Raw genomic sequence first — 16664 nt, forward strand, 5'->3', positions numbered from 1 at the left:
CACGGTGTGGTCAGGTCACCCGTGTCGTCAGTTGACGACGAAGAGCAGCCGGTTCGGCGAGCCCGAGCCCGGGCTGGTCACCTTGCCGGTGGTGGCGTTGCTGGTCAGGTAGCTGGCCACCTGAGCCGGGGTGTAGGAGGTGTTGGCGGACAGCACGAGCGCCGCCGCGCCGGCCACGTGCGGGGACGCCATCGAGGTGCCGCTGATCGAGTTGGTGGCGGTGTCGCTGGTCCGCCACGCCGAGGTGATCGACGAACCCGGGGCGAAGATGTCCACGCAGGAGCCGTAGTTGGAGTAGGAGGCACGGGCGTCGGTGCTGGTGGTGGCGCCCACCGTGATCGCCGCGGCGACCCGGGCCGGCGACGAGTTGCAGGCGTTGGCGCTGGAGTTGCCGGCCGCGAGCGCGTACGTGATGCCGGAGTTGATCGAGTTGGCCACCGCGTTGTCCAGCGTGGTGCTGGCGCCGCCGCCGAGGCTCATGTTGGCCACGGCCGGCTTCACCGCGTTCGAGGTGACCCAGTTGACGCCGCTGATCACGCCGGCGGTGGTGCCGCTGCCGGAGCAGTTGAGCACCTTGACGGCGACCAGGCGCACGCCCTTGGCCACGCCGTACTTGGTGCCGCCGACGGTGCCGGCGACGTGGGTGCCGTGGCCGTTGCAGTCGGTGTTGTTGGTGTCGACCGTGTTGGTGCCCCAGGTGGCCCGGCCGCCGAAGTCGCTGTGCGTGGTGCGGATGCCCGTGTCGATGATGTAGGCGCGCACGTTGCTGGCGGTGTTCGGGTAGGTGAAGGTGCTGTTCAGCGGCAGGTTGCGCTGGTCGATCCGGTCCAGGCCCCAGGTGGCCCCGGTCTGGGTGCCCTGGGTGGTCATGACGCGGTCCTGCTCGACGTACGCGACCGCCGGGTCGGCGGCGAGCCGGCGCGCCTGGGCGGCGGTCATCTTCGCGCTGTAGCCGGTGAGAGCGGAGCTCCACACCGTGCCGACGTTGCCGCCGTAGCGCTTGGCCAGGCCGGCGGCCCGGTCCGGGACGGCGGTACGGGCGGCGAGGGTGTTCGCGGTGCCGACCGCGTCGCCCTTGAGCACGACCACGTAGCTGCCGCTGACGGCGTCGGCGGCACCGGCGTACCGGATCTCCCCGGTGGGTGCGGCGAGAGCGGGCGTGGAGGCGGCGGCGGCGAAGGCCGCGGCGGCGGCCGTGACGGCGAGCGCACGCAGCGCGCGGCGCCGGGGAAGGGACACGTCGGGCATCGTCTGGCTCCCTACCGGGGCAGCCCGGTTTGTGGCCGGATCACCCCATCGACGGATGTTGGCAGGAATGCTAACCAGAGATCGACAAACATGAAAGAGATAGTTGCCGATAGATACGGTCCACGTTATGGATCGGCGGGTGCGCGCCACGCCGGACGGCGCCCGAGGCAGGATGAGCACGTGGACCGTCACGACATGCTGCTCTCCCCCGCCGGGGTCGACGCGCTGCGCACCGCGCTGACACTCGCCCGCTTCACCGCCAACGGGATCGCCGACCGCCTGGGCCCGCAGGGCACCGGCGGCGTGGCCCGCAACGACTACCGGGCCGCGCTGCGCGCCACCGAGGACCGGGACCGGCTGGCCACGCTGATCCGCGTCTTCATCTGCGACCAGACCGAGCCGGAGGCGGCGGTCGCCGACGCGCTGGCCCCGCTGGCGCTGGACGAGGCGCTGGCCGGGGGCATCGTCGAGCGGCACGGCGACGGCCTGCGCGCCGGAGTCGACCTGGAGCCGTACGGCGACGACTGGTGGGTGCTCGCCGACGTGCCCGCCAGCGCCCGGCCCGGCCGTCCGCTGCACGCCGAGCACGTGCTGGGCATCGGCGGCGCGACCCAGACGCTGATCTCGGCGGCCGTACGCCCGGTCGTGGACACCGCACTCGACCTCGGCACCGGCTCCGGCGTACAGGCGCTGCACCTGGGCACCCACGCCCGCCGGGTCACCGCCACCGACGTCTCCGAGCGGGCGCTGCGGTTCGCCGCCACCACCGCCGCCCTCAACGGACAGGACTGGGAACTGCTGCGCGGCGACATGGTCGCCCCGGTGGCCGGACGCCGCTTCGACCTGGTGGTCAGCAACCCGCCGTTCGTGGTCGGGCCGGGCACAACCACGCACGTCTACCGGGACTCCGGGCGGGTCGGCGACGCGATCGGCGCGGAACTGGCCGCCGCCGCGCCGGACCTGCTCACCGAGGGCGGCACCATGCAGTACCTGGCGAACTGGGTGCACGTCACCGGTGAGGACTGGGCCGAGCGGGTCACCGGCTGGTTCGCCGGCACCGGCCTGGACGCCTGGGTCATCCAGCGCGAGGTGGCCGACCCGATGGCGTACGTGAACCTCTGGCTGACCGACGTCGGCGAGAGCGCCGACCCGCAGCGGATGGCAGCCTGGCTGGACTGGTTCGACGCGCACAAGGTGGAGGCGATCGGTTTCGGCATCGTCTCGCTGCGCCGCTCCGGCCACGCCCGGCCGGTCGTCCGGGTGGAGGACCTGCGCCAGCGGGTCGAGCCGCCGCTGGGCGACCGGATCGGCGAGTGGTTCACCAGGCAGGACTGGCTGCGCGCCCGGGACACCGAGGGCCTGCTCGCCGCCCGCTACCGCGCCGCCGAAGGGCTCCAGCTCCGGCAGGAGGCCACCATGGGCGACGACGGCTGGGCGGTGGACCGGCAGGTCCTGGCCATGCCGCGCGGGCTGCGCTGGTCGGAGGAGATCGACCCGCTGGTGCTCGCCCTGGTCGGCGGCGCGGACGGCCGGCTGCCGCTGCGCGACCAGCTCTCGCTGCTGGCCGCCGCGCACGACGTGACGCCGGACGAGCTGGCCGAGGCGGCCGGGCCGATCGTGGCGCACCTGGTCGAGCGCGGCATCATCGAGCCGGTGACCGACTGATGCGGGCGGTGGTGCAGACGGTCGGCCGGGCCCGGGTGACAGTCGACGACGAGGTGACCGGTGAGATCACCGACGGGCTGCTGGTGCTGCTCGGCGTCACCCACACCGACACCCCGCAGGTGGCCGCCACGATGGCCCGCAAGCTGCACGAGCTGCGCATCCTCGACGACGAACGCAGCGCCGCCGACGTCGGCGCCCCGCTGCTGGTGGTCAGCCAGTTCACGCTCTACGGCGACGCGCGCAAGGGCCGGCGGCCGAGCTGGACCGCCGCCGCTCCCGCCGAGGTGGCCGAACCCCTGGTGGACGCGGTGGTCGAACAGCTGCGCGCCCGGGGCGCGAAGGTGGAGACCGGCCGCTTCCGCGCCCACATGCTGGTGGAGAGCGTCAACGTCGGTCCCCGGACCCTCGTGCTCGACCTCTAGAAGAACAGCCCACGGCGGGACAGCGACTGCCGCAGCCAGCCGTCGAGCTGGGCGGCCCAGTCGGTCTGCTCCGCCGTGGCGTGGTCCACCGTGAACCGGCCGAAGGCGTCGCGGCCCTCGGTGAACAGACCGCCCCGCTTGTCCAGCTCCAGCACCACGTGCACCTGCTGCGGATCGGTGACGAAGGTGACCTCGAGCTGGTTCATCGCGCCCGCGTACTGCGGCGCCGGGTAGAACTCGATCTCCTGGTAGAAGGGCAACTGCTGGCGTACGCCGTAGATGTGCCCACGCTCGACGTCGGCGCGCGCGAAGCGGAAGCCCAGCCGCAGCAGCGCCTCCAGCAGCCGCTCGTGGGCGGGCAGCGGGTGCACCGACACGGCGTCCATGTCGCCCTTGTCCACCGCCCGGGCCACCTCCAGCTCGGTACGCAGACCCATCGTCATGCCGTGCAGGTGCTGGCCGTACAGGTCGGTGAGCGGGGTCTCCCAGGGCACCTGGTAGCGGAACGGCACGTCGTAGCGCTGCCCCGGCTCCAGCCGGAACGCGCCGGTCATCTGGGCGCGGCCGAACTCCTGGTTGACGTCGTACTCCGAATCGGAACTCTCCACCTCGACCCGGGTGACCAGACCGAGCGCGACGTAGCTCACGTCCACCGGGTGGTCGCCGCCGACCACCTGGATCCGGCCCTCCAGAACGCCGCCCGGGCGACAGTTCGGGTTGGCCAGGACCGTCTCCACCGACGGTCCGCCCACACCCATCGCCTGCATGAGCCGCTTGAAGACCACCACGTTCTCCGATCATCAGTGCCGGGCCGGCCCCGACGGCCGGTCGGTGGCACGGTAACCGCGCCGGACAAGGGAATGCCGGATTCCCACGTGGATTCCTGTCGGGTCCCCGATCGCCTCACTCCCGTCTCACGCCCCGACCGCCAAGCTGTTTGTCATCGGCCCCCACCGCGTGGGCGGCACGGGACCGGTAGGCACGTCGGACACGGGGAGAACAGAGATGACCCAGCAGATGATCGAGCACCAGGACATGGACGTCACCCTCACGGACCTCGACGCCACCGACGAGCGCGGCGTCTCCACCGACCTGGTCCGGGCGTACCTGAACGGCATCGGCCGCACCAAGCTGCTCACCGCGGCGCAGGAGGTCGAGCTGAGCAAGCGGATCGAGGCCGGCCTCTTCGCCGAGGAGAAGCTGGCCACCTGCACCCCCGTCTCCGCCGAGCTGCGCGCGGATCTGGCGCTGATCGCGGCCGAGGGCCGCGCCGCCAAGGACCACCTGCTGGAGGCGAACCTGCGGCTGGTGGTGAGCATCGCCAAGCGCTACACCGGTCGCGGCATGGCCTTCCTCGACCTCATCCAGGAAGGCAACCTCGGCCTCATCCGCGCCGTCGAGAAGTTCGACTACACCAAGGGCTACAAGTTCTCCACCTACGCCACCTGGTGGATCCGCCAGGCCATCACCCGCGCCATGGCCGACCAGGCCCGCACCATCCGCATCCCCGTGCACATGGTCGAGCAGGTCAACCGGATGGTCCGGGTACGCCGTGAGCTGTCCGTGTCGCTGGGTCGCGAGCCCACCGTGAGCGAGGTGGCCGTGGCGCTGGAGATCCCCGAGTTCCAGGTGATCGAGCTGATCTCCTACGACCGGGAGCCGGTCAGCCTGGACCAGGCCGTCGGCGAGGACGGCGAGAGCGCGCTCGGCGACTTCGTCGCCGCCGTCGACCCGCGTACCGAGCCGGGCGACGCCGCCACCAACGGCGAGCTGCGCAACGAGGTCCGGATCGTGCTGGCCACGCTGTCCCAGCGGGAGCAGGCGGTGATCCGGCTGCGCTTCGGCCTGGACGACGGCCGGCAGCGCACGCTGGACGAGGTGGGCCGCGAGTTCGGGCTGTCCCGGGAGCGGATCCGGCAGATCGAGAAGGTGACGCTGCTGAAGCTGCGCGACCCGGAGCGGGCGAACCGGCTGGAGGCGTACGCCTGCTGATCCACCCCTGCCCCGACAGGCCCCGGCGGTTCGCCGGGGCCTGTCGCGCTTGACCGGGGCACCTCCCAGCGTATAGAACCGAATGGTTACACAACCAGGAGGTTATGGACGTGCCCCCGGATCTGCTCGACGCCACCTTCGCCGCGCTCGCCGACCCCACCCGGCGGGCCATCCTCGCCCGGCTGGCCGCCGGGGAGGCCACAGTCACCGAGCTGGCCGAGCCGTTCGCGATGAGCCAGCCGGCCGTCTCCAAGCACCTCAAGGTGCTCGAACGCGCCGGCCTGGTCACCCGCGGCCGGGACGCGCAGCGCCGCCCCTGCCGGCTCGACGCCCGGCCGCTGCGGGAGGCCGTGGCGTGGCTGGCGAACTACCGGGACTACTGGGCCGAGAGCTACGCGCGCCTGGACGAGGTGCTCGCCGAACTGACCGCCGAGGAGCAGCGGTGACCGACCTGACCGTGACCCTGCACGGCGACCGGGAGATCCGGCTCAGCCGCGACTTCGCCGCTCCCCGGCATCTGGTGTTCGCCGCCTTCACCCGCCCCGAACTGCTGATGCGCTGGTGGGGCGCACGCGGCTGGCATCTCGTCGAGTGCGAGGTGGACCTGCGGGTGGGCGGACGCTGGCGGTTCGTCTCCCGCGGGCCGGACGGCGACCTGATGGCCCAGGGCGGCACGTACCGGGAGATCGACCCGCCGGCGCGGCTGGTCTGCACCGAACTCTTCGACGACCAGTCCTACCCGGGCGAGACGCTGGTGCGGCACGACTTCACCGGCTCGGCGGACCGGACGACAGTCGTCACCCACCTGCGCTACGCCACCCCGCAGGGCCGCGACACCGTCCTGCGCTACCCGATGATCCGCGGCCTGAGCGAGGCGTTCGACCGGCTCACCGCCGTGCTGCACACCATTGCGACGACAGGAGCGACAACATGAACTGGACGCTGGAAGTGGTGGTCGTACCGGTCTCCGACCTGGACCGGGCCAAGGAGTTCTACGCGCAACGGCTCGGCTTCGCCGTCGACCACGACACCGATCTCGGCGGGATGGGGCGGATCGTGCAACTCACTCCCCCGGGCTCCGGCTGCTCGATCGTCCTCGGCCGGGGCGTCGTACCGGAGATGCCGCCGGGCTCACTCAAGGGCCTGCAACTCGTCGTGGCCGACCTGGAACGGGCGCGCGCCGAACTGGTCGAGCGGGGCGTCGAGGTGAGCGAAATCCAGGTGATGGGACAGAACCCGCACCCGGTGCCGCACCCGCTGGACAACGTCGGCTTCGTCTTCTTCCGCGACCCCGACGGCAACGGGTGGTCGGTGCAGCAGATCTCCGCCCGCGGCTGAGCGCTGCGGCGCCCGCGGTCGGGCGCGGCGGCGCGCGGCCGTCGCGCGGGCGGGCGCTGCGGGTCGCGCGGGCGGGCGCTGCGGGTCGCGCGGGCGGGCGCTGTTAAGAAGGGGCCCTTCCTCTACCGGAGGCGTTAATAAGGGGCCCTTCCTTACAAGCGGCGGGGGCCGGTGTCGGGGCGCGCCACCTCCGCGCCGGTGCGCACGGTGGCGTGCAGCACCGAGATGCCGTCCGGCCGGGCCAGCACCGGGTTGAGCGTGAGCGACCGCACCCGGGGCTGCTCGTCGGCGAGCCGCCCGACCCGCACCAGCAGGTCGACCAGCGCCTCCCGGTCCACCGGCGCGGCGCCCCGGTGCCCGTGCAGCAGCGGCGCGGCCCGGGGCTCGTCGACCAGTTCGGCGGCGTCCCGGTCGGTCAGCGGCACCGCCCGCCAGGCCCGGTCGCCGAGCAGCTCGGTCGCCACGCCACCGAGCCCGAACCCGACCACCGGCCCGAACGCCGGATCCTCCACCAACTCCACCACGCACGCCACGCCGGGCGCGACCATAGGCTGGACCAGCACCTCCGCGCCGAACGCCGGGGCCATCTCGGCGTACGCCCGGCGCAGCGCGGCGGCGTCGGCCAGGTCGAGGCGTACCGCGCCGAGGTCGAGGCGGTGCCGCAGCCCGGGGGCGGCGGCCTTGAGCGCCACCGGCCAGCCGAGCCGCTCGGCGGCGGCCAGCGCCTCCTCCGTCGTGGTCGCCGGGACCGACTCCACCACGTCGATGCCGTACGCGCGCAGCAACGCCGCCGCGTCGGCCCCGTCGGGGCGCAGCGCGGCGTGCCCGGCCGTGCGGTCCACGTCGGGAAGTTCCGGCAGCACCCCAGCGGGCCGCCGGAGCCAGTCCGCGTACGCGGTGACCCGGCCCAGCGCGCGTACCGCCTCCTCCACGCTCGGGTACGCCGGCACCCCGGCCGGCACCAGCCCGGCGAGGAACGTCGCCACCACCGGCTTGCCGGTGACCCGCGCGTCGGGCAGTGCCGAGGCGAAGTCGGCCACCGGGTCGGCGAGCTGGCCCGGCAGCGGCGGCGCGAACACCGCCACCACGGCGTCCACCCGCTCGCCGGCGACCGCGTCACCGAGCGCGGCGGCGTACGCGGCGGCCCCGGCGCTCGGCCCGACGTCCCGCGGGTACCCGTCGGCGACCGTCAGTCCCTGAGCGGCGCAGGCGGTGGCGGCCAGCCCGGTCAGCGCCGACGAGTTGCCCACCACGGCGACCCGCCGCCCGGCGGGCAGCGGCTGGTGGGCCAGCAGCACACCCACGTCGAGCAGCTCGGACACGGTGTCCACCCGGATCACCCCGGACTGGGCGAACAGCGCGCTCACCGCCGCCGCGTCCAGCGCGGGCGCCTCCCCCACGCCCGGCGGCCGGGCCAGCGAGGCGAGCGCCACCACAGGCTTGCTGCGGCCGATGCGCCGGGCCAGCCGGGCGAACTTGCGCGGGTTGCCGAACGTCTCCAGGTAGAGCGTGATGACGTCGGTGGCCGGGTCGTCCTGCCAGTACTGCAGCAGGTCGTTGCCGGACACGTCGGCCCGGTTGCCGGCCGACACGAAGCTGGACAGGCCGAGCCCACGGCGGGACGCCTCGGCCAGCAGCGCCACCCCGAACGCGCCGGACTGGCTGAACACGCCGACCCGGCCCGCCGCGGGCAGCACCGGTGCGAGCGTGGCGTTGAGGCGTACCGCCGGGTCGGTGTTGGCGACGCCGAGGCAGTTCGGGCCGACCACCCGCATGCCGGCCAGGTGCGCGGCGCGGACCAGCGCGCGCTGCGCCGCCGCGCCGGCCGGGCCGGACTCGGCGAACCCGGCCGAGATCACCACCAGGCCGTGCGCGCCCGCCCGGGCCGCGTCGCGGACCACGTCGGTCACCGCGTCCGGCGGGACCGCCACCACGGCGAGGTCGACGTCCTGGCCGGCGTCGGCCGCCGACGGGTACGCGGGCAGCCCCGCCACCGTCGCCGCGCTCGGGTGCACCGGCACGATCGCGCCGGTGAACCCGCCGTCGCGCAGGTGCCCGAGCAGCGCCGCGCCGACGCCCTGGCCGGTGGTGCTGGCGCCGTAGACGGCGATGCCGCGTGGCGCGAGCAGCCGGGCGATCGAGCGGGCCTCGGTACGGTGCTCCCGGCCGCGCTGCACCTCAAGCGTCGCCTCGGTCGGCGCGATCGGGAAGGTCAGGTGCACCACGCCGTCGGCGTACTGGCGCTGGACCTGGTAGCCGAAGTCGGCGAAGACCCGCAGCATCGCCCCGTTGGCCGGGAGCACCTCGGCGACGAAGTGCACGATGCCGTTGCGTCCGGCCGCGTCGGCCAGGTGCTCCAGCAGCACCGAGCCGATGCCCCGGCCCTGGTAGGCGTCCTCGACCACGAACGCCACCTCGGCCTCCGGCGAGGCGGGGCCGAGGCGCTCGTACCGGCCGACGGCGACGATCCGCTCGCCGGCGAGCACCACGAACGCCTCCCGGTCGCGGTGGTCGACGTTGACGAAGCGCTTCAGGTCGCGTTCCGGGATACGCGGGTACGGCGAGAAGTAGCGCAGGTAGCGGGTGCGCTCGGAGAAGCGGCCGTGCATCGCCACGATCTCGGGCGCGTCCTCGGGACGGATCTGTCGCAGCTGGACGGTCGTACCGTCGCTGAGCAGCACGTCCACCGGTTGTTCGACGGTGGTCACCGGTCGGTCCTCCCTGCCGCCGGCTCAGTCGCGCGGGTCGTGCGGGTCGAGCCCGAGCAGCGGGAAGACCGCCTTGCGGGTGGCCGCGACGGCCCGGTCCACCGCGTTCGGCTCGCCGCTGGGCTGCCACGGCTGGTACGACGGGTCGACGTCGTCGGTCATCCGCAGCGGCACCTCGTGCCCGGGTCGCCGCCGCGCGGCCAGGTCCCGCCAACCCGGCGGGGTCAGCGTGGCCGGGTCGACCGGCTCGCCGGTGGCGATCGCGAGCAGGTGCGTCCAGGCCCTCGGCACCACCTCGACCAGCGCGTACCCGCCGCCGCCGGTGGCGATCCAGCGGCCGTCGCACAGCTCGTCGGCGAGCGCGCGCAGCGAGCGGTAGGTGGCCCGCTGCCCGTCCACCGACAGGTGCAGGTCGGCCAGCGGATCCTTGCGGTGCCCGTCGGCGCCGCACTGGGTGACAAGCACCTGCGGCCGGTACGCGCGCAGCACCGACGGCACGACCGCGTGGAACGCGCGCTGCCAGCCGGCGTCGCCGACCCCGGGCGGCAGCGGCACGTTGACGGCGGTGCCCTCCGCGCCCGGCCCGCCGGTCTCGTCCGGGAACCCGGTGCCGGGGAACAGCGCGAGCGGCGTCTCGTGCAGGCTGATGGTGAGCACCCGCGGATCGCGGTAGAAGATCTCCTGCACGCCGTCGCCGTGGTGCACGTCCACGTCCACGTACGCGATCCGCTGCGCGCCGAGGTCGAGCAGGCGGGCGATGGCCACGGCCGGGTCGTTGTAGACGCAAAAGCCGGCGGCGCGGGCGGGCATGGCGTGGTGCAGCCCGCCGGCCACGTTCACGGCGCGGCGGGCCTCGCCGCGCCAGACCGCCTCGGCGGCGGCCACCGTGGCGCCGGCGATCAGCGCGCTCGCCTCGTGCATGCCGTCGAAGACCGGATTGTCCGAGGTGCCCAGGCCGAACCCGGCGAACAGCGGGTCGCGCGGCGCGGCCCGGACCGCGTCCAAATAGGCCGGATCGTGGACGCGGGTGAGCAGCGCGTCGTCGGCCGGCTCGGGCTTGACCAGCCGCACGCCGGGCCGGTCCAGCACGCCCAGCTCGCGGGCGAGCGCCATGGTCAGCTCGACCCGGACCGGGTCCAGCGGATGGTCGCCCATGTCGTAGGTGAGGAGAGCCTCGTCCCACACCACCACCGTGTCGTCGGCCATGCGGCCATCGTCGCACGTGGGCCCGGGTGCGCCCACCTGACGTACGCTCACCGGCCGGACGTGCCACCGGTGGCGACCGGACGGTCCGGGTCGGCCACCCACTCGCTCCACGAGCCGACGTACAGCGCGGCGTCCGGGCGGCCGGCCAGGTGCAACGCGAGCACGGCCTGCGCGGCGGTCACCCCGGAGCCGCAGTACGCCCCGACCGGCGCGTCCGCGTCCACCCCGGCGGCGGCGAACCGCTCCCGCAGCGCGTCCGCATCCGGGAACCGCCCCTGCGTGACGTACTCCGGGGCGGGCAGGTTGACCGCGCCCGGCACATGCCCGGCGACCGGATCGACCGGCTCGTGCTCGCCCCGGTAGCGCGGCGCGGCCCGTACGTCGAGCAGCACCCCGGGCTCGGCGGCGGCGAGCCGGGCGGCCCGCGCGGCGTCCAGCACCGGCAGCGCGCCCGGCGCCACCGTCACGTCGCCCGGCGCCGGGGCGGGTACGCCGGTGTCGACCGGCAGGCCGGCCGCCGTCCAGGCCGGGTAGCCGCCGTGCAGCACCCGCACCTGCCGGTGGCCCGCCCAGCGCAGCGTCCACCAGGCCCGGGCGGCGGACATCCCGTCGCCGCCGTCGTACACGACAACGGGGTGACCGGCGCGGACACCCGCCGCCCGCAGCGCGGCCTGCAACGCCGCCGGGTCCGGCAGCGGGTGCCGGCCGGCGGCGCCGGGCCGCCCGCACAGCTCGGTGTCCAGGTCGACGAAGACCGCGCCGGGCAGGTGGCCGGCGGCGTAGTCCGCGCGGCCGGGCGGGCCGGTGAGCCGCCAGCGGACGTCGAGCAGGGTCGGCGGATCGGCATGATCGAGTTCGGCGGCGAGCCGGTCGGGCTCGACCAGCAGGTCTGCGGTGGCGGACATGCGGTCCAGTCAACACCATCCGGGCCGCCACCTCCGGCTTCGCCTGCCGTCGATGGTCGGTGGTAACGGGTACCATCGGTGCCCGGGAGGCCGCTGACGTGAAGCACGACCTTGTTGACACGACCGAGATGTACCTGCGCACCATCCTCGAACTCGAGGAGGAGGGTGTGCCGCCGCTGCGTGCCCGCATCGCCGAGCGGCTCAAGCAGAGCGGCCCGACCGTCAGCCAGACCGTCGCGCGGATGGAGCGGGACGGCCTGCTCACGGTCGAGGGCGACCGGCACCTGAGCCTCACCCCGGCGGGTCGCAACACCGCCGTGTCGGTGATGCGCAAGCACCGGCTGGCCGAGCTGCTGCTGGTGAACGTGATCGGGATGCCCTACGAGGAGGCCCACGAAGAGGCCTGCCGGTGGGAGCACGTGATGAGCGACGCGGTGGAGAAGCGGGTCTTCGACCTGCTCAACCGCCCCACCCGCTCGCCGTACGGCAACCCGATCCCGGGCCTGGAGGAGCTGGGCGACCCGGGCCAGCCGACGGTCGAGGCCGGCGAGAGCGAGCGCAACCTGGCCTTCCCGGGCCTGTCCGGCCAGGTCGTGGTGCGCCGCATCTGCGAGAGCGTGCAGACCGACTCGGACGTGCTCCGGCAGTTGCACGCAGCCGGTGTCGACCCGGGCGCGACGGTGACCGTGGCGCAGGAACGCGACGGCGTCTCCATCGACCGCTCCGGCGACCGGGTCCGCCTGCCCCGCGAGGTGGCGTCCCGGGTGTTCGTCGCGGCCCGCTGACCCGGGTCAGAGCTGGCGGGTGTCGATCACCTTGGCCAGCGTGACCAGCTTGCCGGCCGTCTTGTCCGCCTCCGCCTTCGCGGTGCCGGTGGGGGCGGTCCAGCGCAGGGTGGCGAGCCGGCCCTCGGTGGCCAGCCAGCCGACCTCGGCGACCGGGCCCGCCTTCGCGGTCTTGGGCAGCGTGCGCCGATAGCCGGCCTTACCCAGCTTGGTGATCTTCGTGGCGCCGCTGGGCTGCACGTCGAGGGTGAACGTGGCCGCGTCGATCGACGTCTCGGTGACCGACAGCGTCAGCTCCGGCAGCACCGCCCCGGCCGCGCGCACCACGCACGTGTGCGTGTCGCCCCGCTCGGTGGCGGCGGCCACGTCGAACTCGCCACCGGTGTGCTCGGCGATCACCGCGAAGTCGAGCAGCCGGCAGGCGCCGCCCGAGGAGGCGGCCGCGACCGCGACCGGTGGGCGCGGCTCCGTCGGCACGTCGACCGTCGGGGCCTCCTCGGCGCAGCCGGCGGCGAGCAGGACGGCCGGCACGGCCAGCCAGATTCGGGCACGCACGGGAGACCTCCGCGGTCGGCGGCGGGTCCGACCCGCCGGAGTTCCGTCGGACACCGTACGGCGTGCCCGCGCGGGGACGGAAGCCCCTAATCGGTTACGTACGGACAGTGCCGACATCCTCGCCCGCAGCACGTACCACGCCGGGCCAGGAAGCCCGCGCTGAGCACGAACAGTCCGGTCTCCGGATCCAGGTAGCCGGCCTCCCCGGCGGCCAGGGCGGCGGCGTGCACGGCCAGGATCCGGTCCCGCCCCGGGTGATCCGGCGACAGCCGCGACGGGTGCGGTTCGGTAAGCGGCCGGTCCGCCAGCTCGTCACGCACCGCTGAAGTGTAAGGAAGGGCCCCTGCTTAACGTTTTCTGCATAGGAGGGGCCCCCTTTTAACATCCCCCACGGATGGTCCGCTCGGCCAGCAGGAACGCCTGGGACTGCCGCTCCGTGGCGACCGGCGCGCGGACCAGCGTCGCCGAGACCGTGAACCCGGCCGTCGCGAGTTGCGCGGCCAGTCGTTCCGGCGGCAGCCAGTGCACGTCGTACGCGACGTCGTGGCCGTACGCCCGCTCCAGCCGTACGCACCGGTCACCGGCCTTGACCGCGAGGAGCAGGTGACCGCCCGGGGCGAGCGCCCGGTGGAAACCGGCGAACACCCCGGGCAGCAGCTCCGGTGGCAGGTGGATGATCGAGTACCAGGAGACCAGCCCGGCCAGCGAGGCGTCGGGCACGGTCAGCTCGGTCAGCGAGCCCACCTCGAAACGCAGCTCCGGGTACGCGCGGCGGGCCACCGCCACCATGCCGGGCGACAGGTCGACGCCGCCGATGTCCAGGCCGAGCCGGTGCAGGTGGGCGGTGACGCGACCGGTGCCGCAGCCCACTTCCAGCACCGGCCGGCCCGGCCCGACCGTCTCGGCGTACGCGGCCAGCAGCGCCCGGTCCAGCGGTGGTTCCACCACGTCGGGCAGCAGCCGCGCGTAGTCCTCGGCGACCGTGTCGTACGCGGCTCGCGTCTCCACCAGCCACCCGGGTTCGCTCACACCCACCTGCCCCACCCCTCGATCATGAAGTTGACGGTCGCCGCGTCGGCGTGTCGCACCGCCAACTTCATGATCACGCGCTCGGGGTTGGGGTGGGGGTGGGGAGCCAGGTGAGGGCCTGGCCGTGGCCTCTGGTCCAGGCCAGGGGGCGGCCGTCCAGGGCCAGCACGTTGTGGAAGCCTTCGGCGGGTGGCTCGGGCAGCGCCGCGTGCGGCAGCACGGACGGGTCCTCGTTGGCGATCCAGTGACCGGGCAGCGTCCGTACCAGCGCGGTGAACGCGTCCCGGCGCGCCTTCGGCACCTGGTAGAGCACGGAACTGTGGAACACCACGAGCGTCGCCCCGGGCGGGGCCTGCGCCGCCAGCGCGGGCAGGTCGTCCACCAGGTCACCGCGTACCAGCAGTGGCGGATCGGCCGCCGCGACCGCCGCCGCGGCGCGCAGCCGGTCCCGGCGGTGCCGGTGCTCCGGCCAGATCAGCGCCTCCAGCCAGGCCACGTCGGCCGGGTCGGTGACGTAGAGCGGGTTCAGGTCCAGCCCGGCCCGCCACACCACCTCCGGACGCCGCTCCGGCGGCTCGGCGCCGGTCAGGTCACAGTCGAGCAACGGCTCGCCGTCGCCGATCCGCCGATCGCCGTAGCGGTAGGCGTACCGGTCCGGGTAGAGGCACAGCCCGGCGGAGGCGCCGACCTCCAGCAACGCCAGCGGCTGCGGCAACGCGGCGAGCACCGGCAGCAGAGCCGCGCAGCGTCCCGCCTCGTTCGTCTGCGTCGCCCGCACCCGCATCTGCGCCGCCACGTCCGGCCAGTGCCCCATCACGTACGCGCGGAACGCCGCCGGGTCGTCCACCGGCCCGCCGCGCAGCCGCACCACCCCGAACAGCAGGTTCGGCTGACGCTTGGCCGGCGGCAGCGTGTCGAGCAGGGCGAGCAACTCCGGGTCACCGGCGACCACCCGCGACAACCGCTCGTACGCCGGGGACACGCCGCGCGCCTCACGCTCGGCGAACGCCCGATAGATGTCGGTCGTGCTCATCCCCCGAGCATTCCAGCTCGCGTACGCGATGGGCTGTGACAGTGGGCACCTACGGAAGTTTGGGCCGACGGGGACGAAGCCCTCGGGAGATCTCCTCCAGGTGCCGCTGTTGGTGCTCGCGCACCATGGCCTCCCAGACCTCCTGGTCGAAGTCCGGATCGAGCGGCACCCACCGGTGCGAGCCGTCGCAGTAGTGGAACCGTTCGTCGCCCGGCCGAATGACACTCATCGCACCCACCCGAGGAAGCGCTGATGCAACACCCCGGCCGGTACCCAGGTCAGATCCTCCGCCGCCCACACCAGATAGGACCCCATGTACAAGCTCAACGACACCGGCGCTCCGGCGAACTCGGCCCGCAGCTCGCGACGCCGCGTCGGGCAGGGCCACGGAGCGCCACACCCACCGCAGCTCCACACCGGAAGAACCGGCCCGTGGGTGGTCACCGGAGGCCGTCCAGGAAGCGCCGGGTGGCGGTCCGCGCCTGCCTGCGGGCCGCCCATTCGACCTGCTGACAGGGGTACGGGCACAGACGCGCCCACCATGCCCGGCACCCCGTGCAGAAGCCGTCGACGCCGGGTACGTGTACCGACAGGATCTGCCGGACCTGCGGCTCCGTCACGTCTGCTCCTCACCCGGCCAGTGGCCGCGACGGATCGGGATGCGATGGCGTGCGCGGCACGGCAGTTCCGCACCGCAGCGGCAGATCCACCGCCAGCGTCGCCAGGACCACACCGGACGGTGCCGCCGGGCGAGGGTCAGCGCGACCGCCAACACGTACTCCTCGTACGACACACGAGCACGCATGCCGCCTCCTACTTTGTTCATGCGCGGGTAATTTTGCGCGCGCATTTTCAGTCAGTCAACGATGTGCGCGCATGTCGTGCGGGCGTGTCGCGTGTCCACCGCACGCCGGCCGGCGGCACAATCACCGGCATGGAAAGTCCGACCTTCGTTCGCTTCCAGCTCGGGGCGCAGTTACGCAAAGCGCGAGAGCAGGCCGATGTCACCGCCGAGGAAGCAGCGGCGGCAATCGAGGTGACCGCGAGCACCCTGCGCCGCATCGAGGCCGGTCGGGTCGGTATCAAAGGCCCTGCGCTCAACGCGCTGCTTGATCGCTACGGCGTCACCGATGCCGAACTGCGCGACACGCTGCTGTCGATGGCGCGCACCGGGAAGCAGCGCGGCTGGTGGGCGAAATACGGGGATCTACCCTCGTCGTATCGGCAGTACATCGGATTGGAATCCGCAGCCGAGGAGGTGCAGACCTTCGAGACGCTTGTCGTGCCGGGCCTGCTCCAGACACCGGCATACTCGCGGGCGATGATGGCGGAGGATGCCTTCGAACCTTCACCCGAGGCGGTCGAGAGGCGAGTCGCCGTCCGGACGCACCGCCAGGAGCTGATCTCGTCGGGCAAGCTCCGCCTGGTAGCTGTACTGGACGAAGCAGTCCTGCACCGCCAGATCGGTGGTGCAGCCGTCATGGCCGACCAGCTCACCGCCTTGCTCGACGCCGGCAGCCGATGGAACGTCACGGTCCAGGTGATCCCGTTCCGGGAAGGTGCCTACGCTTCCATGCTGTCGAGCTTCCACATCCTCAACTTCGCTGACGGCCCCAGCGTGGTGTACATCGAGGGTTTGACGGGCGATCTCTACGCGGAGGGCGAGGATGTGCGCCGCTGTACGGTGGTGTTCAACAGCCTGCGCGCCGCGGCCCTGTCGCCAACCGACTCGGCGGCAATGATCAAAGCAATCCGAGGCGCGCTGCCCGTGGAGTAGG

The 16664-nt window shown here is 73.4% G+C and carries 20 protein-coding genes; 8 read left to right on the forward strand and 12 right to left on the reverse strand.

Annotated features, from left to right (window positions below):
* Positions 1–27 precede the first annotated feature (27 nt).
* Entirely contained in the window at positions 28–1248 is a 1221-nt protein-coding gene (locus KBX43_RS21295) for a S8 family peptidase (RefSeq protein ID WP_043325696.1), read from the reverse strand.
* Between the two features lie 180 nt (positions 1249–1428).
* On the opposite strand from KBX43_RS21295, the gene KBX43_RS21300 reads away from it, so the two are divergent.
* A complete protein-coding gene (locus KBX43_RS21300; protein ID WP_187694061.1) occupies positions 1429–2913 on the forward strand; it encodes a methyltransferase in 1485 nt (494 codons plus the stop codon).
* Positions 2913–3335, forward strand: coding sequence for a D-aminoacyl-tRNA deacylase (gene dtd / locus KBX43_RS21305; protein WP_069089362.1), 423 nt, complete (start codon positions 2913–2915; stop codon positions 3333–3335). Before KBX43_RS21300 ends, dtd begins: the two co-directional genes overlap by 1 nt.
* On the opposite strand, the gene KBX43_RS21310 is transcribed toward dtd, so the two are convergent.
* Complete coding sequence (locus tag KBX43_RS21310) at positions 3332–4120, reverse strand: sporulation protein (RefSeq protein WP_043330535.1); 789 nt, start codon at positions 4118–4120, stop codon at positions 3332–3334. The two genes, dtd and KBX43_RS21310, sit on opposite strands and share 4 nt — an antisense overlap.
* Positions 4121–4340: 220 nt before the next feature.
* Between KBX43_RS21310 and sigB the strand changes: the two genes are divergently transcribed.
* The 4 genes from sigB to KBX43_RS21330 all read left to right on the forward strand — a co-directional run bounded on the left by sigB (position 4341) and on the right by KBX43_RS21330 (position 6665).
* A complete protein-coding gene (gene sigB, locus KBX43_RS21315; RefSeq protein ID WP_043325701.1) occupies positions 4341–5327 on the forward strand; it encodes an RNA polymerase sigma factor SigB in 987 nt (328 codons plus the stop codon).
* 104 nt (positions 5328–5431) lie between these two features.
* The gene (locus KBX43_RS21320; protein WP_210886813.1) at positions 5432–5773 is read left to right on the forward strand and encodes a helix-turn-helix transcriptional regulator; all 342 of its coding nucleotides are present in this window, start codon (positions 5432–5434) and stop codon (positions 5771–5773) included.
* On the forward strand, positions 5770–6261 hold the full coding sequence (locus KBX43_RS21325; protein WP_113971746.1) for an SRPBCC family protein: 492 nt from the start codon (positions 5770–5772) through the stop codon (positions 6259–6261). Before KBX43_RS21320 ends, KBX43_RS21325 begins: the two co-directional genes overlap by 4 nt.
* The gene (locus KBX43_RS21330) at positions 6258–6665 is read left to right on the forward strand and encodes a VOC family protein (RefSeq protein WP_043325703.1); all 408 of its coding nucleotides are present in this window, start codon (positions 6258–6260) and stop codon (positions 6663–6665) included. Before KBX43_RS21325 ends, KBX43_RS21330 begins: the two co-directional genes overlap by 4 nt.
* Before the next feature lie 152 nt (positions 6666–6817).
* Here the strand turns inward: KBX43_RS21330 and KBX43_RS21335 are convergent, their stop codons facing one another.
* Genes KBX43_RS21335 through KBX43_RS21345 form a run of 3 tightly spaced genes read right to left on the reverse strand, consistent with a single transcriptional unit; the run spans position 6818 to position 11484 of the window.
* On the reverse strand, positions 6818–9373 hold the full coding sequence (locus tag KBX43_RS21335) for a bifunctional GNAT family N-acetyltransferase/acetate--CoA ligase family protein (protein ID WP_210886816.1): 2556 nt from the start codon (positions 9371–9373) through the stop codon (positions 6818–6820).
* Positions 9374–9397: 24 nt separating this feature from the next.
* Positions 9398–10579 (reverse strand): acetoin utilization protein AcuC, encoded by a 1182-nt coding sequence (locus KBX43_RS21340; RefSeq protein WP_210886818.1) that lies wholly within the window; start codon positions 10577–10579, stop codon positions 9398–9400.
* A gap of 47 nt (positions 10580–10626) precedes the next feature.
* Positions 10627–11484, reverse strand: a complete 858-nt coding sequence (locus tag KBX43_RS21345) for a sulfurtransferase (RefSeq protein WP_210886822.1) — start codon at positions 11482–11484, stop codon at positions 10627–10629.
* 98 nt (positions 11485–11582) lie between these two features.
* Between KBX43_RS21345 and KBX43_RS21350 the strand changes: the two genes are divergently transcribed.
* The gene (locus KBX43_RS21350) at positions 11583–12269 is read left to right on the forward strand and encodes a metal-dependent transcriptional regulator (RefSeq protein ID WP_030502956.1); all 687 of its coding nucleotides are present in this window, start codon (positions 11583–11585) and stop codon (positions 12267–12269) included.
* A gap of 6 nt (positions 12270–12275) precedes the next feature.
* Here KBX43_RS21350 and KBX43_RS21355 read toward each other — a convergent pair whose 3' ends face one another.
* The 7 genes from KBX43_RS21355 to KBX43_RS21385 all read right to left on the reverse strand — a co-directional run bounded on the left by KBX43_RS21355 (position 12276) and on the right by KBX43_RS21385 (position 15691).
* Positions 12276–12824, reverse strand: coding sequence for a hypothetical protein (locus KBX43_RS21355; RefSeq protein WP_064447128.1), 549 nt, complete (start codon positions 12822–12824; stop codon positions 12276–12278).
* A gap of 86 nt (positions 12825–12910) precedes the next feature.
* Positions 12911–13144, reverse strand: a complete 234-nt coding sequence (locus KBX43_RS21360; RefSeq protein ID WP_069089357.1) for a DUF5522 domain-containing protein — start codon at positions 13142–13144, stop codon at positions 12911–12913.
* Positions 13145–13202: 58 nt separating this feature from the next.
* Positions 13203–13853, reverse strand: coding sequence for a class I SAM-dependent methyltransferase (locus KBX43_RS21365; RefSeq protein ID WP_064447126.1), 651 nt, complete (start codon positions 13851–13853; stop codon positions 13203–13205).
* Positions 13854–13926: 73 nt separating this feature from the next.
* Entirely contained in the window at positions 13927–14886 is a 960-nt protein-coding gene (locus KBX43_RS21370) for a DUF2332 domain-containing protein (RefSeq protein ID WP_210886824.1), read from the reverse strand.
* Between the two features lie 49 nt (positions 14887–14935).
* Entirely contained in the window at positions 14936–15115 is a 180-nt protein-coding gene (locus tag KBX43_RS21375; protein ID WP_064447124.1) for a hypothetical protein, read from the reverse strand.
* A 211-nt stretch (positions 15116–15326) separates the two neighbouring features.
* Positions 15327–15506 carry a hypothetical protein gene (locus KBX43_RS21380; protein WP_069089355.1) on the reverse strand — a complete coding sequence of 60 codons (180 nt, stop codon included), beginning with the start codon at positions 15504–15506 and terminating at the stop codon, positions 15327–15329.
* Positions 15503–15691, reverse strand: a complete 189-nt coding sequence (locus tag KBX43_RS21385) for a hypothetical protein (protein WP_064447123.1) — start codon at positions 15689–15691, stop codon at positions 15503–15505. The genes KBX43_RS21380 and KBX43_RS21385 overlap by 4 nt, the downstream gene beginning before the upstream one ends.
* A gap of 129 nt (positions 15692–15820) precedes the next feature.
* Between KBX43_RS21385 and KBX43_RS21390 the strand changes: the two genes are divergently transcribed.
* On the forward strand, positions 15821–16663 hold the full coding sequence (locus KBX43_RS21390; protein ID WP_047891729.1) for a helix-turn-helix transcriptional regulator: 843 nt from the start codon (positions 15821–15823) through the stop codon (positions 16661–16663).
* The last annotated feature ends 1 nt before the right edge of the window (position 16664 follow it).

This window comes from Micromonospora sp. C41 (genome assembly GCF_018070485.1).
GTDB lineage: Bacteria > Actinomycetota > Actinomycetes > Mycobacteriales > Micromonosporaceae > Micromonospora > Micromonospora chalcea.

Coding starts and splice junctions, on each gene's coding strand:
- KBX43_RS21295 (WP_043325696.1), bottom strand. CDS start 1,248: ATGCCCGACGTGTCCCTTCCCCGGCGCCGCGCGCTGCGTGCGCTCGCC.
- dtd (WP_069089362.1), top strand. CDS start 2,913: ATGCGGGCGGTGGTGCAGACGGTCGGCCGGGCCCGGGTGACAGTCGAC.
- sigB (WP_043325701.1), top strand. CDS start 4,341: ATGACCCAGCAGATGATCGAGCACCAGGACATGGACGTCACCCTCACG.
- KBX43_RS21320 (WP_210886813.1), top strand. CDS start 5,432: ATGGACGTGCCCCCGGATCTGCTCGACGCCACCTTCGCCGCGCTCGCC.
- KBX43_RS21330 (WP_043325703.1), top strand. CDS start 6,258: ATGAACTGGACGCTGGAAGTGGTGGTCGTACCGGTCTCCGACCTGGAC.
- KBX43_RS21340 (WP_210886818.1), bottom strand. CDS start 10,579: ATGGCCGACGACACGGTGGTGGTGTGGGACGAGGCTCTCCTCACCTAC.
- KBX43_RS21345 (WP_210886822.1), bottom strand. CDS start 11,484: ATGTCCGCCACCGCAGACCTGCTGGTCGAGCCCGACCGGCTCGCCGCC.
- KBX43_RS21370 (WP_210886824.1), bottom strand. CDS start 14,886: ATGAGCACGACCGACATCTATCGGGCGTTCGCCGAGCGTGAGGCGCGC.
- KBX43_RS21375 (WP_064447124.1), bottom strand. CDS start 15,115: ATGAGTGTCATTCGGCCGGGCGACGAACGGTTCCACTACTGCGACGGC.
- KBX43_RS21385 (WP_064447123.1), bottom strand. CDS start 15,691: ATGCGTGCTCGTGTGTCGTACGAGGAGTACGTGTTGGCGGTCGCGCTG.
- KBX43_RS21390 (WP_047891729.1), top strand. CDS start 15,821: ATGGAAAGTCCGACCTTCGTTCGCTTCCAGCTCGGGGCGCAGTTACGC.